This is a genomic window from Curtobacterium sp. A7_M15, assembly GCF_030705415.1.
In the GTDB taxonomy this organism is placed as follows: domain Bacteria; phylum Actinomycetota; class Actinomycetes; order Actinomycetales; family Microbacteriaceae; genus Curtobacterium.
In genome coordinates this window covers 1-15,163 of the sequence record NZ_JAUZED010000088.1, presented here as the reverse complement: position 1 = coordinate 15,163, position 15,163 = coordinate 1, and the positions used below count along the sequence as shown (strand labels likewise).

The following is a 15,163-nucleotide window of genomic DNA, read 5'->3' as shown; positions in this document are numbered from 1 at the left end:
GCCCAGCCCGCCCGGTCCGGCCGAGGCCCGGCGCGCCGCGCCGCGGCCGCCGCACGTGGGTACGGTGGCGGCATGAGTGACGAACGCATCGAGTCCCAGTGGTGGTTCAACGAGAAGACGCACACGGTCGAGCAGGGCCCGCAGTCGCCGCAGCGCGACCGGATCGGCCCGTTCGCCACGCGTGACGAGGCGCAACACGCCCTGGACCGGATCAAGGCGAACAACGAGCGGTGGGACGACGAAGACCAATAGGCTGAGGATCCCAGCTGCACCACGGAAAGGGCGTCAATGGACAAGCAGACGGACTTCGTGCTCCGCACCATCGAGGAGCGGGGCATCAAGTTCATCCGACTCTGGTTCACGGACGTCATCGGGACCCTGAAGTCCGTGGCGATCGCCCCGGCCGAGGTCGAGGGCGCGTTCGCCGAGGGGATCGGGTTCGACGGCTCCGCGATCGAGGGCCTCACGCGCTCGTACGAGGCGGACGTCCTGGCCCACCCGGACCCGTCGACGTTCCAGATCCTCCCGTGGCGCGGCGAGATCGACCCCACGGCGCGGATGTTCTGCGACATCACGACGCCGGACGGGCAGCCCGCCGTTGCCGACCCGCGCAACGTGCTCAAGCGCACGCTGGCGAAGGCGAGCGAGCGCGGCTTCACGTTCTACACGCACCCCGAGATCGAGTTCTACCTGCTGAAGAGCCGCGAGTGGAAGGACGGCGGCCCGCAGCCCGTCGACCAGGCCGGCTACTTCGACAACGTCCCCGGTGGCAGCGCGCACGACTTCCGTCGCCGCTCGGTCCGGATGCTCGAGGACCTCGGCATCTCGGTCGAGTTCTCCCACCACGAGGCCGGCCCCGGCCAGAACGAGATCGACCTCCGGTACGCCGACGCGCTGACGATGGCGGACAACATCATGACCTTCCGCACCGTCGTGAAGGAAGTGGCGATCGAACAGGGCGTCTACGCGACCTTCATGCCGAAGCCGCTCTCGGGCCAGCCCGGTTCGGGCATGCACACCCACGTGTCGCTGTTCGAGGGGGACCAGAACGCCTTCTACGAGGCGGGCGGCCAGTACCAGCTGTCCGACACGGCGAAGCACTTCATCGCCGGCGTCCTCAAGCACGCGCCCGAGATCACCGCGGTGACGAACCAGTTCGTGAACTCGTACAAGCGACTGTGGGGCGGCGACGAGGCCCCGTCGTTCGTCACCTGGGGCCACAACAACCGCTCGGCCCTGGTGCGCGTCCCGCTGTACAAGCCGAACAAGGGCCAGTCCGCCCGCATCGAGTACCGCGGCATCGACTCGGCGGCGAACCCGTACCTCGCCTACTCGCTCCTGCTCGCGGCGGGGCTCAAGGGCATCGACGAGGGCTACGAGCTCCCGCCCGAGGCCGAGGACAACGTCTGGAGCCTCTCCGACTCCGAGCGCCGTGCGCTCGGGTACAGCCAGCTCCCGGCGAGCCTCGACCACGCCCTGAGCCTCATGGAGGACTCGGAACTCGTGGCGGAGACCCTCGGCGAGCAGGTCTTCAACTTCGTGCTGCTGAACAAGCGGCAGGAGTGGAAGGCCTACCGCGACCAGGTGACGCCCTTCGAGCTCGACACGAACCTCGGCGCGCTCTGACGGCACCGGGGGCACGCACCACATGACCGGTCGGACGACGACGTCGCGTTCCGAGTTGGCCCGCCTGGGCTTCGCGGAGCTGTCGGAGAGCCTGGAACGCATCGCCGACCTGGAGGCGCGGTTCGGCCCCGACCTGCAGGTGCCGGCGAGCGGGTCCCCGGCCCTCTGGGAGTCCACGGCGGATCCCGACGGCGCACTCCGCGCGCTCGAGCGGCTGCTCGAGCGCGCGCCGGACGAGCTGCGTCCGGTCCTCGCGGACGAGGCCGCCACCGAGCGTCTCGTGCGACTGCTCGGGGCGTCGGTCGGGCTCGGTGAGTTCCTGCACCGTCGCCCGGCGGAGATCGACCTGCTGCTGGCGCCCGTCACGGCGCCGTGGTCCCAGCAGGAGTACACCGAGTCCTTGCTCGGCGCGATCGACGGAGCGACGGGTGAGGACGCACGGCTCCGGCTCCGGGTGCGCTACCGCCGGCACCTGGCCCAGATCGCGCTGTTCGACGTCCTGAACGCCGCGCCGATGCGGGCCTTCCCCGCCGTCGCGGCCGGGCTGGCCGACCTCGCAGGCGCGGCGCTCGAAGCCGCCGTCGACGTCGCCCGGCGCGAGGTTCCGTTCCCGGCGGCCGACGTCGAGCAGACGCCGCTCGCGGTCATCGCGATGGGCAAGGCCGGGGCCCGCGAGCTCAACTACGTCAGTGACGTCGACGTCATCTTCGTGACCGAACCGACCCGTGACGACGAGGCCGGCACGGGTGTCGGGACGGACCGGGCCGTGCTCATCGCCACACGGCTGGCGATCGCTGCCACGCACGCCATCACCGACCTCGCAGCCGAACCGGCGCTGTGGGAGGTCGACGCGAACCTCCGGCCGGAGGGCAAGGACGGCGCGCTCGTCCGGACGCTCGACTCGCATGTCGCCTACTACGAGCGCTGGGCCAAGGAATGGGAGTTCCAGGCCCTGCTCAAGGCGCGACCGATCGCCGGTTCGGTCGACCTGGGGGAGCGGTACGCCGCAGCCGTCGCCGGGTTCGTGTGGAGGTCGGCGCAGCGACCCGGGTTCGTCGAGTCCGTGCAGCGTATGCGGCAGCGGGTCACGGACAACATCCCCGACGCCGAGGTCGACCGGCAGCTCAAGCTCGGTCCCGGCGGTCTGCGCGACGTCGAGTTCACGGTGCAGCTCCTGCAGCTCGTGCACGGCCGCGACGACGAGACCGTGCGAGTTCGGTCGACGCTCGAGGCGATGGACGCGCTCACGGACGCCGGGTACGTCGGTCGTGCCGAGGCCGCGCGCTTCGGCCCGGACTACGCCCTGCTGCGCCTGCTCGAGCACCGCATACAGCTCCGACGCCTGCAGCGCACCCACCTGATGCCCTCCGACGAGGACGAGCTGCGTGTCCTCGCACGGTCGACCGGCCTCGCACGGTCCGCGGCCGCGCTCGAGACCCGGTGGCGCGCGGTGAAGCTCGAGGTCCGCGGACTGCACGAGCGGCTGTTCTACCGACCGCTGCTCTCCGCGGTGGCCGCGAGCGACGGCGACATCGTGCTCACGAGCGACCAGGCGGTGGACCGCCTCGGTGCCATCGGCTTCGCGGACCCCGCCGGCGCGCTCAGCCACATCCGGGCCCTGACACAGGGCACGAGCCGCCGCGCCGCGATCCAGCGGAACCTGCTGCCGGTGCTCCTGCGCTGGATGGCCGAGGGGCCGGCACCGGACCGGGCGCTCCTGGCCTTCCGTCGGTTGAGCGACACCCTGGGGGAGTCGAGCTGGTTCCTCCGCATGCTGCGCGACTCGTCCGGGGCTGCGCACTCGCTCACGACGGTCCTGTCCGAGTCGGCGTTCCTGTCCGGCCTGCTCGAACGCTTCCCCGAGGCGGTGGCGTGGCTCGACGAGCCGGACACGCTGCTGCGTCCCCGGCCGATCGAGTCGCTGCTGGCCGAGGTCACGGCGACGACGGCGCGGCACGGGGACGACGTCGACGGCGCTGCCGCCCTGGTCCGGTCGGCCAGGCGGCGTGAGACGCTCCGCCTCGGGATGGCGGCCGTGCTCGGGTACCTCGACGTGGACGCCCTCGGCCCGGCGCTGAGCGACGTCACGGAGTCGACCCTGGCCGGTGCCCTCACGCTCGCCCGACGGAGCGCCCCGGCGGGCCTGGAGTTCGGCGTCATCGCGATGGGGCGGTACGGCGGCCGCGAACTCGGCTTCGGCTCGGACGCCGACGTCCTCTACGTGTACCGGGCGACCGAGGACGTCCCCCCGGAGCAGGCATCACGGGCGGCGCAGACCATCGTGCGGGAGCTCGCCCGGCTGACCGACGACGCGATCCACCCGTTCGACCTCGACATCGACCTGCGACCCGAGGGCAAGAACGGCCCCGTGGTCCGCACGCTCGACTCCTACGGCGCGTACTACGCGCGCTGGTCGCTCACGTGGGAGGCCCAGGCGCTGCTCCGGGCACGCGGCGCGGTCGGGGACGCGCAGCTCCTCCGCGACTTCGAGCACCTCGCCGACCGCACGCGCTACCCGGAGCACATCGACGACCAGCAGGTGCGCGAGGTGCGTCGCATCAAGGCCCGCGTCGAGTCCGAGCGTCTGCCGCGCGGAGCGGACCCGGCCCGGCACCTCAAGCTCGGCCGTGGGTCGCTGAGCGACGTGGAGTGGTTCGTCCAGCTCCTCCAGCTGCAGCACGCCCTGACGATCCCGGGCCTCCGGACGACGTCGACGCTCGGGGCCCTCGACGCCGCCCGCGACGCCGGACTCGTCGCGCCGGACGACGCCGAGCGGCTCGGTGCCGCCTGGCGCTTCGCCTCGCGGACCCGCAGCGCGCTCGTCCTCTGGTCGGGCAGGACGACCGACGTGCTGCCCGTCGACCGCGTCCAGCTCGAGGGGATCGCACGCCTCATGGAGTACCCGCCGGGGTCCGCCTCGGAGCTCGAGGAGGACTACCTCGGCGTCACCCGGCGGGCACGGCAGGTGTTCGAGCGCGAGTTCTACGGCGCCTGACGCGGGGCGCGACACGCCCGAGATGACGTTTTTCGCACCATGTTGACATGTCCTCGGAAGTGAATTCCCCGTAACACGACGCGTCCCCCGCCGTCACATGTGTGTACCCCGACCGGCAGGCCCGCGCTGTCCGTTACCGGGCCGTGATCCGGCGGAGCAGGACGAGGTCCGGCGACAGTCGGAGCTGCGCACGGCGCGCCCGGCAACCATGTGCTGACCGGGGCTTTCGGTGTCGATCGGGGTGCGCCTCCTTGACTGCTCGCCGCCCGTACCGGGTGAGTAGCAGGGTGAACGCGGTCCACCGGAGTGCTGTCAGCACCAGTGCGGACACGACCGTCCCGACCCGAGGGGGACCACGGTGTACCCCGTAACGCGTTCGTAACGCCCCCGGACGGGGGTCGCGTTGCGCGCTCGGTCACGGTTCTGCATCAATGGGTCCACCCGAACCGACCCTGATTCCCCAACGACGCGGAATCTCCACCTCGAACGTTGAAGCAGGGATCGATGTTCACCTTCATTCTGCAGATCCGGCAGATGGTCGAAGGGCACCCCGAGTTCTACCTGTTCGCCGTGTACTCCGCGGTGATCTGGCTGCTCTGGCTGCTCAAGGTCGTCCTGTCCGCCCGCTACCGCCCCTACACCGGCACCTACACCGGAACCACCAGCGTCGTCGTCCCCGTCGTGGACGAGCCGCTCGACCTCTTCCGCGACGTGATCGGCCGCATGGTCGAGCAGCGTCCCGGCGAGATCATCGTCGTCATCAACGGCGCCCGCAACGAGGCCCTCGAAGCGGTCTGCGACGAGTTCGCCCCACTCGTCCGCTGGACCCACACGCCGATCCCCGGCAAGCGCAACGCCGTCAAGGTCGGCACCGAGATGTCCAACGGCGACATCACCGTGCTCGTCGACTCGGACACGGTGTGGACGCCCGGCACCCTCGAGGAACTGCTCAAGCCGTTCGCCGACGCCTCGGTGGGCGGTGTGACGACGCGCCAGCGCATCCTCGAGCCGACTCGCAGCTGGATCACCCGCTGGGCGGACTGGCGCGAGAACTCCCGCGCGCTGTACTCGATGCCCGCACAGAGCGTGCTCGGCCAGATCGGCTGCCTGCCCGGGCGCACGATCGCCTTCCGCCGCGACATCCTCGTCCGCGTGATGGACAAGTTCATGCACGAGAAGTTCATGGGCGTCTTCCTCGAGGTCTCCGACGACCGCACGCTGACGAACCTCACGCTGAAGGAGGGGTACCGGACCGTCTACCAGTACACCTCGCTGGTCTACACGGACGCCCCGCTCCAGGTGAAGAAGCTCTTCAAGCAGCAGCTCCGCTGGGCCCGTGGCTCGCAGTACAACACGCTCCGGATGCTCCCGTGGATGCTCGGCCACGCGCCGATCCTCGCGGTGTTCTTCCTCACCGACATCATCCTGCCGTTCATGCTGTTCGGCGTGATCGCCGGCTGGATCTACCGCGCCTTCACCGGCCAGGGCGAGAACCTCTACCAGGGGATCCTGCAGCAGTACGGCTTCTCGACCGGCTTCGTCTACGTCGCCGCGCTCATGGTGGTCTCGTCCGTGCTCAGCATGGCGATCCGGCAGATGCGGCACCTCGCCGAGAAGCCGAGCGACTTCTTCCGCCTGCCGATGTTCATCATCGTGTCGACGTTCTTCCTCATGCCGATCCGGCTCATCGGCTTCTTCCGCCTGGCGCACGCGTCCGGCTGGGGGACCCGTGCCGGTGCCTACGCCGGCGGACCGATGGAGGAGGACCCGGCGGACGCCGTGCAGCCCTCGGCCGGCGCCACCCAGACCCCGGTGAGTCCGATCGACGCGGCTGCCCCGACCCCGGCCGGTGGAACCGCCTACGGCGACGACCAGCGCGCCGTCGACCGGGCGTTCGACGACCTGTTCGGCCCGGACGCCACCACCAACTCCACCGCGACGGTGCTCGCGACCCGCCGCTCGGCAGCCACTGCGGCCCAGGCGACGGCGGCCCCCGCCCCGGCACGCGTCCGTCGGTACAACCCGTACGCAGCGATCCCGTACTGCATCGGCTTCGCCGTCTTCGCCCTGGAGGCCTTCCTCATTGTCTGACCTCATCCGCTCCTCAGGTGCCTGGTGGGCCCAGTCCAGCAAGCACGCACGACTCACCGCGGTGGGGACGACCGCGATCGTCCTCGTCCTCGGTCTGATCACCTGGAACGTCTGGGTCTCCCCGGCCGGCTCGGTCTCGACCGCGGTCCACCAGGCGCTCGGCGTGACGCCACCGAAGAAGAAGATCTCGGCCGCCGAGCTCCAGACGAAGCTCACGGCCGCTCAGAAGGAGATCTGGGCGCTCGAGGGCAAGCTCGACTCCTCGACCGCGCAGGCCGGCTCGCGCGCCGACCAGATCGCCCAGCTCAAGGCGCAGATCGCGTCGCTGCAGTCCGACCTCGGGGCGGCGAAGGCGGCCGGCTCGGGAGGCGCGGCCTCCTCCGACGGTTCGGGCTCCGGGAGCGACGGGGCCGGCTCCGGATCGGGTGACACCGGTTCCGGGGCGGGCGGCACCGGCGGCTCGGGCACCGGCAACGGTTCCGGCTCCGGAGGCGGCCAGGGCGGCGGCTCCGGCAACCACGGCGTGACGAACCCGAACGGCGGCCCCTCGAAGGACCCGACCACCCCCGTGTCCGTGCCGACCAAGGCGCAGATCATGGCCCAGCCCACGCGCTGGTACGGCCTCTACACGGCGCAGTCGCCCTTCAACTGGGCCGAGTACGACGAGGTGTCGCAGCAGGTCGGCAAGGCGACGAACATGACCGGGTTCTTCCAGGGCTTCGACCAGGACTTCAACGCCTCCGCCGTCCAGCGCTCGTGGGCGAACGGCCGCCTGCCGCTCATGACCTGGGAGTCCGCGCCCGCGAAGACGGGCAACGACGCGAAGTACGTCCCGGGCTACACGAACCAGGACATCATCTCCGGCAAGTTCGACGCGTACCTCACGAAGTACGCGAAGGCCCTGGCCGCCAACAAGCAGCCCATGGTCATCCGGCTCGACCACGAGATGAACGGCTCCTGGTACAACTGGTCCGAGGGGACCGCCCAGCAGAACGCCGCCGGCTCCTACGTCGCGATGTGGCAGCACGTGCACGACGTCTTCCAAGCCAACGGTGCGAACCAGTACGTCATCTGGAACTGGGCTCCGAGCCGCATCGACAAGCTCGGCAACGACAAGTACATGCAGCTCGACTACCTGCGTGAGTACTACCCGGAGTCGAAGTACGTCGACTGGGTCGGCATGAGCGGCTACTACCGCACCGCCTCCGAAACGCCGACCTTCGGCAACACCTTCGGCAAGACGCTCGCCCAGCTCCGGCAGATCGCGCCGGACAAGAAGATCCTCCTCAGCGAGATCGGCGCAACCGAGACCGGCACGTCCGTGAGCAACGGGCAGAAGGCGAAGTGGATGACCTCGCTGTTCGACGGACTCGCCGACCCCGCGAACGACGACGTCATCGGCTTCTCGTACTTCAGCGAGACCGCCACGACCATCGTCGACGGCACCAGGACCACCAACGACTGGCGACTCAACTCCCGCGCCGACAGCCTCCAGGCCTTCGTCGACGGCATCGCGCGGACCGACACCGACTACGACCTGCAGGAGGTCAAGCAGTGACCGCTCAGAAGAAGACCGCAGACTCCCGTCCGGCACCCGTCATCAGCGTCATCGGCACCGGCTACCTCGGCGCCACCCACGCGGCCGCCATGGCCGAGATGGGCTTCGAGACCATCGGCGTGGACGTCGACCCGGCCAAGCTCGCAGCGTTGTCGGCCGGCGAGGTCCCGTTCTACGAGCCCGGCCTGCCCGAGCTCATCACGAAGCACGTCGCCAGCGGCAAGCTCCGCTTCACGGCCTCGCTCCCCGAAGCCGTGGCCGCCGCGGACGTCCACTTCGTCTGCGTCGGCACCCCGCAGCGCGCCGGGTCGCACGCCGCGAACCTCACCTACGTCGAGAACGCCACCCGCGGCGTCGCCGAGAACCTCACCCACCCGGGCCTCATCGTCGGGAAGTCGACCGTCCCGGTGGGCACGGCCGAGCGGCTCCGCGGCATCGTGCGTGAGTTCGCGCCGTCGGGCATCGACGCCGAACTCATCTGGAACCCCGAGTTCCTGCGCGAGGGCAAGGCCGTCGACGACACCCTGCACCCGGACCGGTTGGTCTGGGGCGGTGCCTCGGCATCGGCCGACGCCGTCATCCGCGAGGTCTACGCCGCACCCATCGCCGAGGGCACCCCGGTCATCACGACCGACCTCGCCACGGCGGAGCTCGTGAAGGTCAGCGCCAACGCGTTCCTCGCCACGAAGATCTCGTTCATCAACGCGATCTCCGAGATGTGCGCCATCACCGGAGCCGACGTGTCGACCCTCGCGGACGCCCTCGGGCACGACGCCCGGATCGGCCGGAAGTTCCTCAATGCGGGCCTCGGTTTCGGCGGTGGCTGCCTGCCGAAGGACATCCGCGCGCTCATGCACCGCGCGAACGAGCTCGGCGCCGGCCGCGTCGTGGGTCTCATGCAGCAGGTCGACGAGATCAACATGGGGCAGCGCGAACGCGTGATCGACATGACGATCGACGCGCTCGGCGGCTCCGTGCTGAACCGTCGCGTGGCCGTGGTCGGGGCGGCGTTCAAGCCCCTCACCGACGACGTCCGCGACTCGCCGGCGCTCAACGTCGCCGCCGCGCTGCACCTCCGCGGCGCCCAGGTCACGCTGTGGGACCCGGAGGCTATGGAGACCGCACGTCGCTCCTTCCCGACGCTGACCTACTCGTCGTCGATGGAGGGAGCGATCGAGGACGCCGACGTCGTGCTCGTCCTCACCGAGTGGGACGAGGTCATCGCCGCCGACCCCGCCGCCCTCGCCTCGATCGTTGGGCGTCGCACGGTGATCGACGCCCGCAACTGCCTCCCGGTCGCCGACTGGGTCAAGGCGGGATGGACCGTCCGTTCCCTGGGACGGCCCACTCCGGTCACGGGTGCACCCGTGAGCGTCGCTGCGGGGACGAACGACGCGGTGGCCACTGCGCGCTAGTCACGTGGACGCGGAAGCGGGGTCTGTGCCGGGGCGGCACGGGCCCCGTTCTCGTGCACCCGGCTCACCGTGCTCCCGGGGTACCTGGCGCTCCCGGGGTACCTTGCGCGTTCGGGCGTACCTGGTCGAATCGGGCGTACCTGGTCGGAAGTTCCTGCCAGGTACGCCCGATTCGTCATGGCAGTGCGCGTGCCATGGGAAGGAACGTGCGAGGTGACCGCCTGGAGGCGCGGTTCCGGCCCGCCGGGCGTGCGCCGCGCCTCCAGGCAGGCACGTCCACGGCGCCTGCCGCAGCCCGCAGGCGAGACTCGGCCGTACGGACACCCCCGCGGTGCTGCGCACCGCGCACTGTCCGCCCTGCCGAGGCTCGGCACAGCGGAACGCCCCCGCGCCGGAGACCGGTGCGGGGGCGTTCGTGGCGTGTGGCGCGTCAGACGCCGAAGTACAGCTCGTACTCGAACGGGTGCGGGCGCTGTGCGAGCGGGAGGATCTCGTTCTCGCGCTTGTAGTCGATCCAGGTCTGGATGAGGTCCTCGGTGAAGACGTTGCCCTTCGTGAGGAACTCGTGGTCCGCCTCGAGGGCCTCGAGCGCCTCGTCGAGCGAGCCGGGGACCTGGGGGATGCCCTTCGCCTCCTCGGGCGGGAGCTCGTACAGGTCCTTGTCGACCGGCTCGTGCGGCTCGATGCGGTTCTGGATGCCGTCGAGGCCCGCCATCAGCTGCGCGGCGAACGCGAGGTAGGGGTTGCCCGAGGCGTCCGGCGCGCGGAACTCGATGCGCTTGGCCTTCGGGTTCGTGCCCGTGATCGGGATGCGGATCGCGGCGGAGCGGTTGCCGGCCGAGTAGACCAGGTTGACCGGCGCCTCGAAGCCCTTCACCAGACGGTGGTAGGAGTTGATCGACGGGTTCGTGAACGCGAGCAGCGCCGGAGCGTGCTTGAGGATGCCGCCGATGTACCAGCGGGCGATGTCCGACAGGCCGCCGTAGCCGTTCTCGTCGTAGAAGAGCGGCTTGCCGTCGTTCCACAGCGACTGGTGCGTGTGCATGCCCGAGCCGTTGTCGCCGAAGAGCGGCTTCGGCATGAACGTCGCGACCTTGCCCCACTGGTCGGCGGTGTTCTTGACGATGTACTTGAACTTGAGGATGTCGTCCGCGGCGTGGACCATCGTGTCGAACTTGTAGTTGATCTCCTGCTGGCCGCCGGTGCCCACCTCGTGGTGCGAGCGCTCGAGTTCGAAGCCCGCCTCGATCAGCTTCAGGGTGATGTCGTCGCGGAGGTCCGCCGTCTTGTCGACCGGGGAGACCGGGAAGTAGCCGCCCTTGTACGGGGTCTTGTTGGCGAGGTTGCCGCCCTCTTCCTCGCGGCCGGTGTTCCACGCGCCCTCTTCGGAGTCGACCGAGTAGAAGGACTTGTTCTGCGTGACCGAGTAGCGGACGTCGTCGAAGATGTAGAACTCGGCCTCGGGGGCGAAGAACGCGGTGTCCGCGATGCCCGTCGACGCGAGGTACTTCTCCGCCTTCTTGGCGACCTGGCGCGGGTCGCGGCCGTAGATCTCGCCGTTCCGCGGGTTGTAGATGTCGAAGATCATGATCAGCGTGCGCTCGGCGCGGAACTGGTCGATGTACGCCGTCGTCACGTCGGGGATGAGCTGCATGTCCGACTCGTGGATCGACGCGAAGCCGCGGATCGAGGAGCCGTCGAAGAGCTGGCCGACCGAGAAGAAGTCCTCGTCGACGGTGGAGGCCGGGATGTTGAAGTGCTGCTGCACACCCGGGAGGTCCGTGAACCGGATGTCGAGGAACTTGACGTCGGTGTCCTTGATGAAGGCCAGGACCTCGGAGGAATCGCTGAACATGTGGGCCGATCTCCAATGGGTTGGGTGATGTCGGAGGGTCCTTCTCGGCACCCTCCGACGAGGCTATTGACACCGAGTTTCCCGGACATGACTGGATTGTTTCGTCCGTGTTACGTCGACCGGTTCGCCTACGCTGGTGGTATGTCCCGCAGCACCAGCCCGTCGTCCGCGTCGTCCTCCGGGGGTTCGTCGCATCCCGACGGATGGCCGGGCAAGGACCTCGGTCTGCCCGAGGAGGGGCCCCGCAGCGTCGGGCGCATCGGACGCCGGATCGTGGCGTTGCTCATCGACGGGGCGCTGGCCGACCTGGTGGCCTACGTGACCGGTGTGTGGTCGCCGCTGCACGGCTCGGGGGACATCGCACACTCGTGGATCCAGATCGCGATCTTCGCCGCGTTGCAGATCCTGTTCATCTGCCTGCTGTCGGGGTCGTTCGGCCACATCTGCGTCGGCCTGCGGGTCGTCCCCCTGCGTGGGGGCTACGTCGGGGTCTGGCGGCCGGTGGTGCGGACGCTCCTGCTGTGCCTGGTCGTGCCGGCGCTGATCATCGACCGCGACAGCCGTGGGGCGCACGACCGGATCGCGGGGACGGTGCTGGTGCGGCGCTGACGCGCGCGGCGCGGGGCGCGCGGCGGTGGGGGCTGCATGGTGCGAGGTTCCGTCCTCGGTGGGAGCCGCGAGCCGTCCCACACTGCGCGGAACCTCGCACACTGCAACGCGTACCTCGCACGGTGCGAGGCCGCGACGCCGCGAGGCACCCGCACCCGCACCCGCACGCAGAACGCCCCCGACCTGGCACGGTCGGGGGCGTTCGTGGTCTGTGGGGGAGTCCGTCAGCGCGGACGTCCCGCGCGGGCCCGCATCGGGTCCATCCCCTTGGGGATCGCCGCGGCCGGGCTCTGCGTGAGCGAGTCGAGCCGGTTCGCGACCGCCAGGACCTCGTTGCGGTTGAGCGCCTTCTTGAACTTGTTCATGGCGCGGGGGAGCTTGTGCAGCGTCACGGAGTCGTCACCGTCGCCGTCCGTGCCGCTCGCCACGTGCACGACGTGCACCGGGACGTTCGGGACGATGCGCTGGACCTTGCGGCGCTCTTCGTCGACCTGCCGGTTGAGGTTGCCGCGCTGCCCCTCGGTGATGAGGACGACGCCCGGGGTGCCCACGGCTCGGTAGACGGCGGCCTGCGAGCGACCGTGCACCGCGACGGGCATCTCGCTCGAGCGCCACTGCCGGCGGAGCGAGTTCGACAGCACGGCACCGACGGCTCCGGGCTGCCCCTCGATCTGCGAGTAGGCAGCACGCTCGGCGAGGCGTCCGAGGACGATCAGGAAGAGGAGGACGCCGAGCAGCACACCCGCGACGATCCAGAGGATGATCGCGAGCCAGTTCTGGCCGGGCAGCAGCAGGGCGAGCAGGACTCCCAGCACCACCGGGACGACGAACGCCAGGGCGAACCACCAGACGGAGCTCGGGTCCGCCCGACGGGTCATCGTGAAGACCTGGTACATCTGCTTGAGACGACCCGGCTCCTTCGCCGTCGTACCTTGAGAACTGCTGCGTGCCATGCGACCAGGATACGGCCTGTGTCGGCGTCCGAGGACCGTCGGTGGTCCGGCTGTGGGCGAACACCGTTCTCCACAGTCCGGAGTCCGAGCCGCCGACCGCGGTGCCGGATCGGCCAGGCTGACCGCATGCAGACGATCTCCGATCACGCCCGGTGGCACGCGGTGGCCGACGAGCACCCGTTCCTCGCGTGGGTCGCCGACCGTGCTGCCGCCGCCACCGATCCCGCAGCGCGGCACCTCGCCCCGGTCGTCGACGTCGGTCGGCTGGCGGACGGACGGCTCGCGGCCGACGTCCTCCGGCCGGTGGGGAGCGCGCTCTCCGCGGCGCTCGACACGCTCGGCACACCGACCACGGGCGTCGCCGTGACGCTCACCGTGCCGATGCTCGAGCTCGCCCTGGCCGAGCGGTCGGGTGCGCTGCAGATCGGCTCGGCAGGGCTCGACGACGTCCTCGTGGACGATGCGGGCGCCATCGTGCTGTGCGACCGCCCACCCGCGTCGGACGGTGTCCGTCGATCGGACCAGAGCGGCGCCAGGGTCCTGGTCCTCGCAGCCCGTCTCGTGTGGGAGCGGACCGATGCCCGGGCGGCGGACCGACCCGCTGTGGACGCGGTCCTCGCCGAGGCGCTCGACGGGGACACGGCGACGGTGCGGACGGCGTTGTCGGTGGTCCGGGGTGCAGCGGCCCCGCGACCGATCCGGTGGGAGCGGCCGTCGGACGACCTGTTCGTCGGCCTGCCGGACGGCCCAGCGGCGGTGGCGGGGTCGTCCGGTTCGCTCGGGACGGCGCTGCGCGGAGTCGTCGAGCAGGGCATCCCGCTCGGCGGCGGGAGACGACTGCCACTCCGGCGTGCGCTGGTGGGGATCGTGGTGGCGGCCGGCGTGACCGCGGCGACGGTCTTCACGATCGGCTGAGTACATGGTCGGCCATCAGCGGGAACGGCCCCGATCCACAGTGGGATCGGGGCCGTCCTGACCGGGAACGCCGGGACTCAGTACCCGAGGTTCGGGCCGAAGTTGCCCTCTTCGAGGCGGTTCTTCACCGCGACGAGGTACCGCGACGCGTCCGCACCGTCGATGATCCGGTGGTCGTACGACAACGCGAGGTAGACGAACGAACGGATCGCGATGGCCTCTTGCCCGTCGACCTTCACGACCGCCGGACGCTTCGTCACGATGCCCGTGCCGAGGATCGCCGACTGCGGGAGGAACACGACCGGGGTGTCGAACAGCGCGCCGCGCGAACCGGTGTTGGTCAACGTGAACGTGCCGCCCGCGAGCTCGTCCGGCTTGAGCTGGTTGTTGCGCGTGCGCTCGGCGAGGTCAGCGATCGACTGCGAGAACTGCGCCAGGTTCAGCGAGGCGGCGTCCTTGATCACCGGAGTGAGCAGGCCGCGCTCGGTGTCCACCGCGATCGAGACGTTCTCGGTCTCCGGGTAGACGATCTCCTCGCCCTCGACCGTCGAGTTGATCTTCGGGTGGGCCTTGAGCGCCTCGGACGCCGCAAGGGCGAAGAACGGCATGAAGGAGAGCTTCGAACCGGTCTTCTCGAGGAACTCGGCCTTGTGTGCGTCACGGAACTGCGCGACCTTCGTCACGTCCACCTCGACGACGCTGGTGAGCTGCGCGGTCGACGTCATCGACTGCACGGCGCGCTCGGCGACCACCTTGCGGAGGCGGGTCATCTTCTCGCGGGTGCCGCGCAGCGGCGAGACCTCGGCGACGAACGGGCCGGCCGGTGCCGCGGCGGCGGAACCACCGGTGGCCGGTGCCTTCGCCGCAGCCTCAGCGGCGGCGAGGACGTCCTCCTTGCGGATGCGTCCGCCGACACCGGAGCCGGTGACGGTCGACAGGTCGACGCCCTGCTCGTTCGCGAGCTTGCGCACGAGGGGGGTCACGTAGCCGGTGGCCGAGGCGTCCTGCGTCGGGTTCGGCACCGATGCGCTGGCCGACGAACCGCCCGCGGCGGCTGCCGGAGCCGGAACGGCGGCCGGAGCCGGGACCGCTGCCGGCGGGGCGGCTGCGGGCGGCGGCACCGGGGCAGCCTGCGGCACCGGAGCG

11 protein-coding genes are annotated in these 15,163 nt (G+C 70.2%); 8 read left to right on the top strand and 3 right to left on the bottom strand.

The window, feature by feature from the left end; genetic code table 11:
- Positions 1-72 precede the first annotated feature (72 nt).
- The 6 genes from Q7F20_RS14215 to Q7F20_RS14190 all read left to right on the top strand — a co-directional run bounded on the left by Q7F20_RS14215 (position 73) and on the right by Q7F20_RS14190 (position 9,685).
- The gene (locus Q7F20_RS14215) at positions 73-252 is read left to right on the top strand and encodes an SPOR domain-containing protein (protein ID WP_305740729.1); all 180 of its coding nucleotides are present in this window, start codon (positions 73-75) and stop codon (positions 250-252) included.
- Between the two features lie 36 nt (positions 253-288).
- Entirely contained in the window at positions 289-1,626 is a 1,338-nt protein-coding gene (gene glnA / locus Q7F20_RS14210; protein ID WP_305740728.1) for a type I glutamate--ammonia ligase, read from the top strand.
- A 22-nt stretch (positions 1,627-1,648) separates the two neighbouring features.
- Entirely contained in the window at positions 1,649-4,621 is a 2,973-nt protein-coding gene (locus Q7F20_RS14205; RefSeq protein WP_305740727.1) for a bifunctional [glutamine synthetase] adenylyltransferase/[glutamine synthetase]-adenylyl-L-tyrosine phosphorylase, read from the top strand.
- A 504-nt stretch (positions 4,622-5,125) separates the two neighbouring features.
- Positions 5,126-6,712, top strand: a complete 1,587-nt coding sequence (locus Q7F20_RS14200; RefSeq protein ID WP_305740726.1) for a glycosyltransferase family 2 protein — start codon at positions 5,126-5,128, stop codon at positions 6,710-6,712.
- The gene (locus tag Q7F20_RS14195; RefSeq protein ID WP_305740725.1) at positions 6,705-8,270 is read left to right on the top strand and encodes a glycoside hydrolase family 26 protein; all 1,566 of its coding nucleotides are present in this window, start codon (positions 6,705-6,707) and stop codon (positions 8,268-8,270) included. The genes Q7F20_RS14200 and Q7F20_RS14195 overlap by 8 nt, the downstream gene beginning before the upstream one ends.
- Entirely contained in the window at positions 8,267-9,685 is a 1,419-nt protein-coding gene (locus tag Q7F20_RS14190; protein ID WP_305740724.1) for a UDP-glucose/GDP-mannose dehydrogenase family protein, read from the top strand. The genes Q7F20_RS14195 and Q7F20_RS14190 overlap by 4 nt, the downstream gene beginning before the upstream one ends.
- 430 nt (positions 9,686-10,115) lie before the next feature.
- On the opposite strand, the gene glnA (Q7F20_RS14185) is transcribed toward Q7F20_RS14190, so the two are convergent.
- Positions 10,116-11,540 carry a type I glutamate--ammonia ligase gene (gene glnA / locus Q7F20_RS14185; protein ID WP_305740723.1) on the bottom strand — a complete coding sequence of 475 codons (1,425 nt, stop codon included), beginning with the start codon at positions 11,538-11,540 and terminating at the stop codon, positions 10,116-10,118.
- 141 nt (positions 11,541-11,681) lie between these two features.
- On the opposite strand from glnA (Q7F20_RS14185), the gene Q7F20_RS14180 reads away from it, so the two are divergent.
- Positions 11,682-12,149, top strand: coding sequence for an RDD family protein (locus tag Q7F20_RS14180; protein ID WP_305740722.1), 468 nt, complete (start codon positions 11,682-11,684; stop codon positions 12,147-12,149).
- A gap of 224 nt (positions 12,150-12,373) precedes the next feature.
- Here the strand turns inward: Q7F20_RS14180 and Q7F20_RS14175 are convergent, their stop codons facing one another.
- Positions 12,374-13,102, bottom strand: a complete 729-nt coding sequence (locus tag Q7F20_RS14175) for a DUF4191 family protein (RefSeq protein ID WP_305740721.1) — start codon at positions 13,100-13,102, stop codon at positions 12,374-12,376.
- A gap of 126 nt (positions 13,103-13,228) precedes the next feature.
- On the opposite strand from Q7F20_RS14175, the gene Q7F20_RS14170 reads away from it, so the two are divergent.
- Positions 13,229-14,017, top strand: coding sequence for a hypothetical protein (locus Q7F20_RS14170; RefSeq protein WP_305740720.1), 789 nt, complete (start codon positions 13,229-13,231; stop codon positions 14,015-14,017).
- A gap of 77 nt (positions 14,018-14,094) precedes the next feature.
- Here Q7F20_RS14170 and sucB read toward each other — a convergent pair.
- Positions 14,095-15,163 (bottom strand): 2-oxoglutarate dehydrogenase, E2 component, dihydrolipoamide succinyltransferase (gene sucB, locus Q7F20_RS14165; RefSeq protein WP_305740719.1); only part of this gene is annotated, 1,069 nt, incomplete at its 5' end.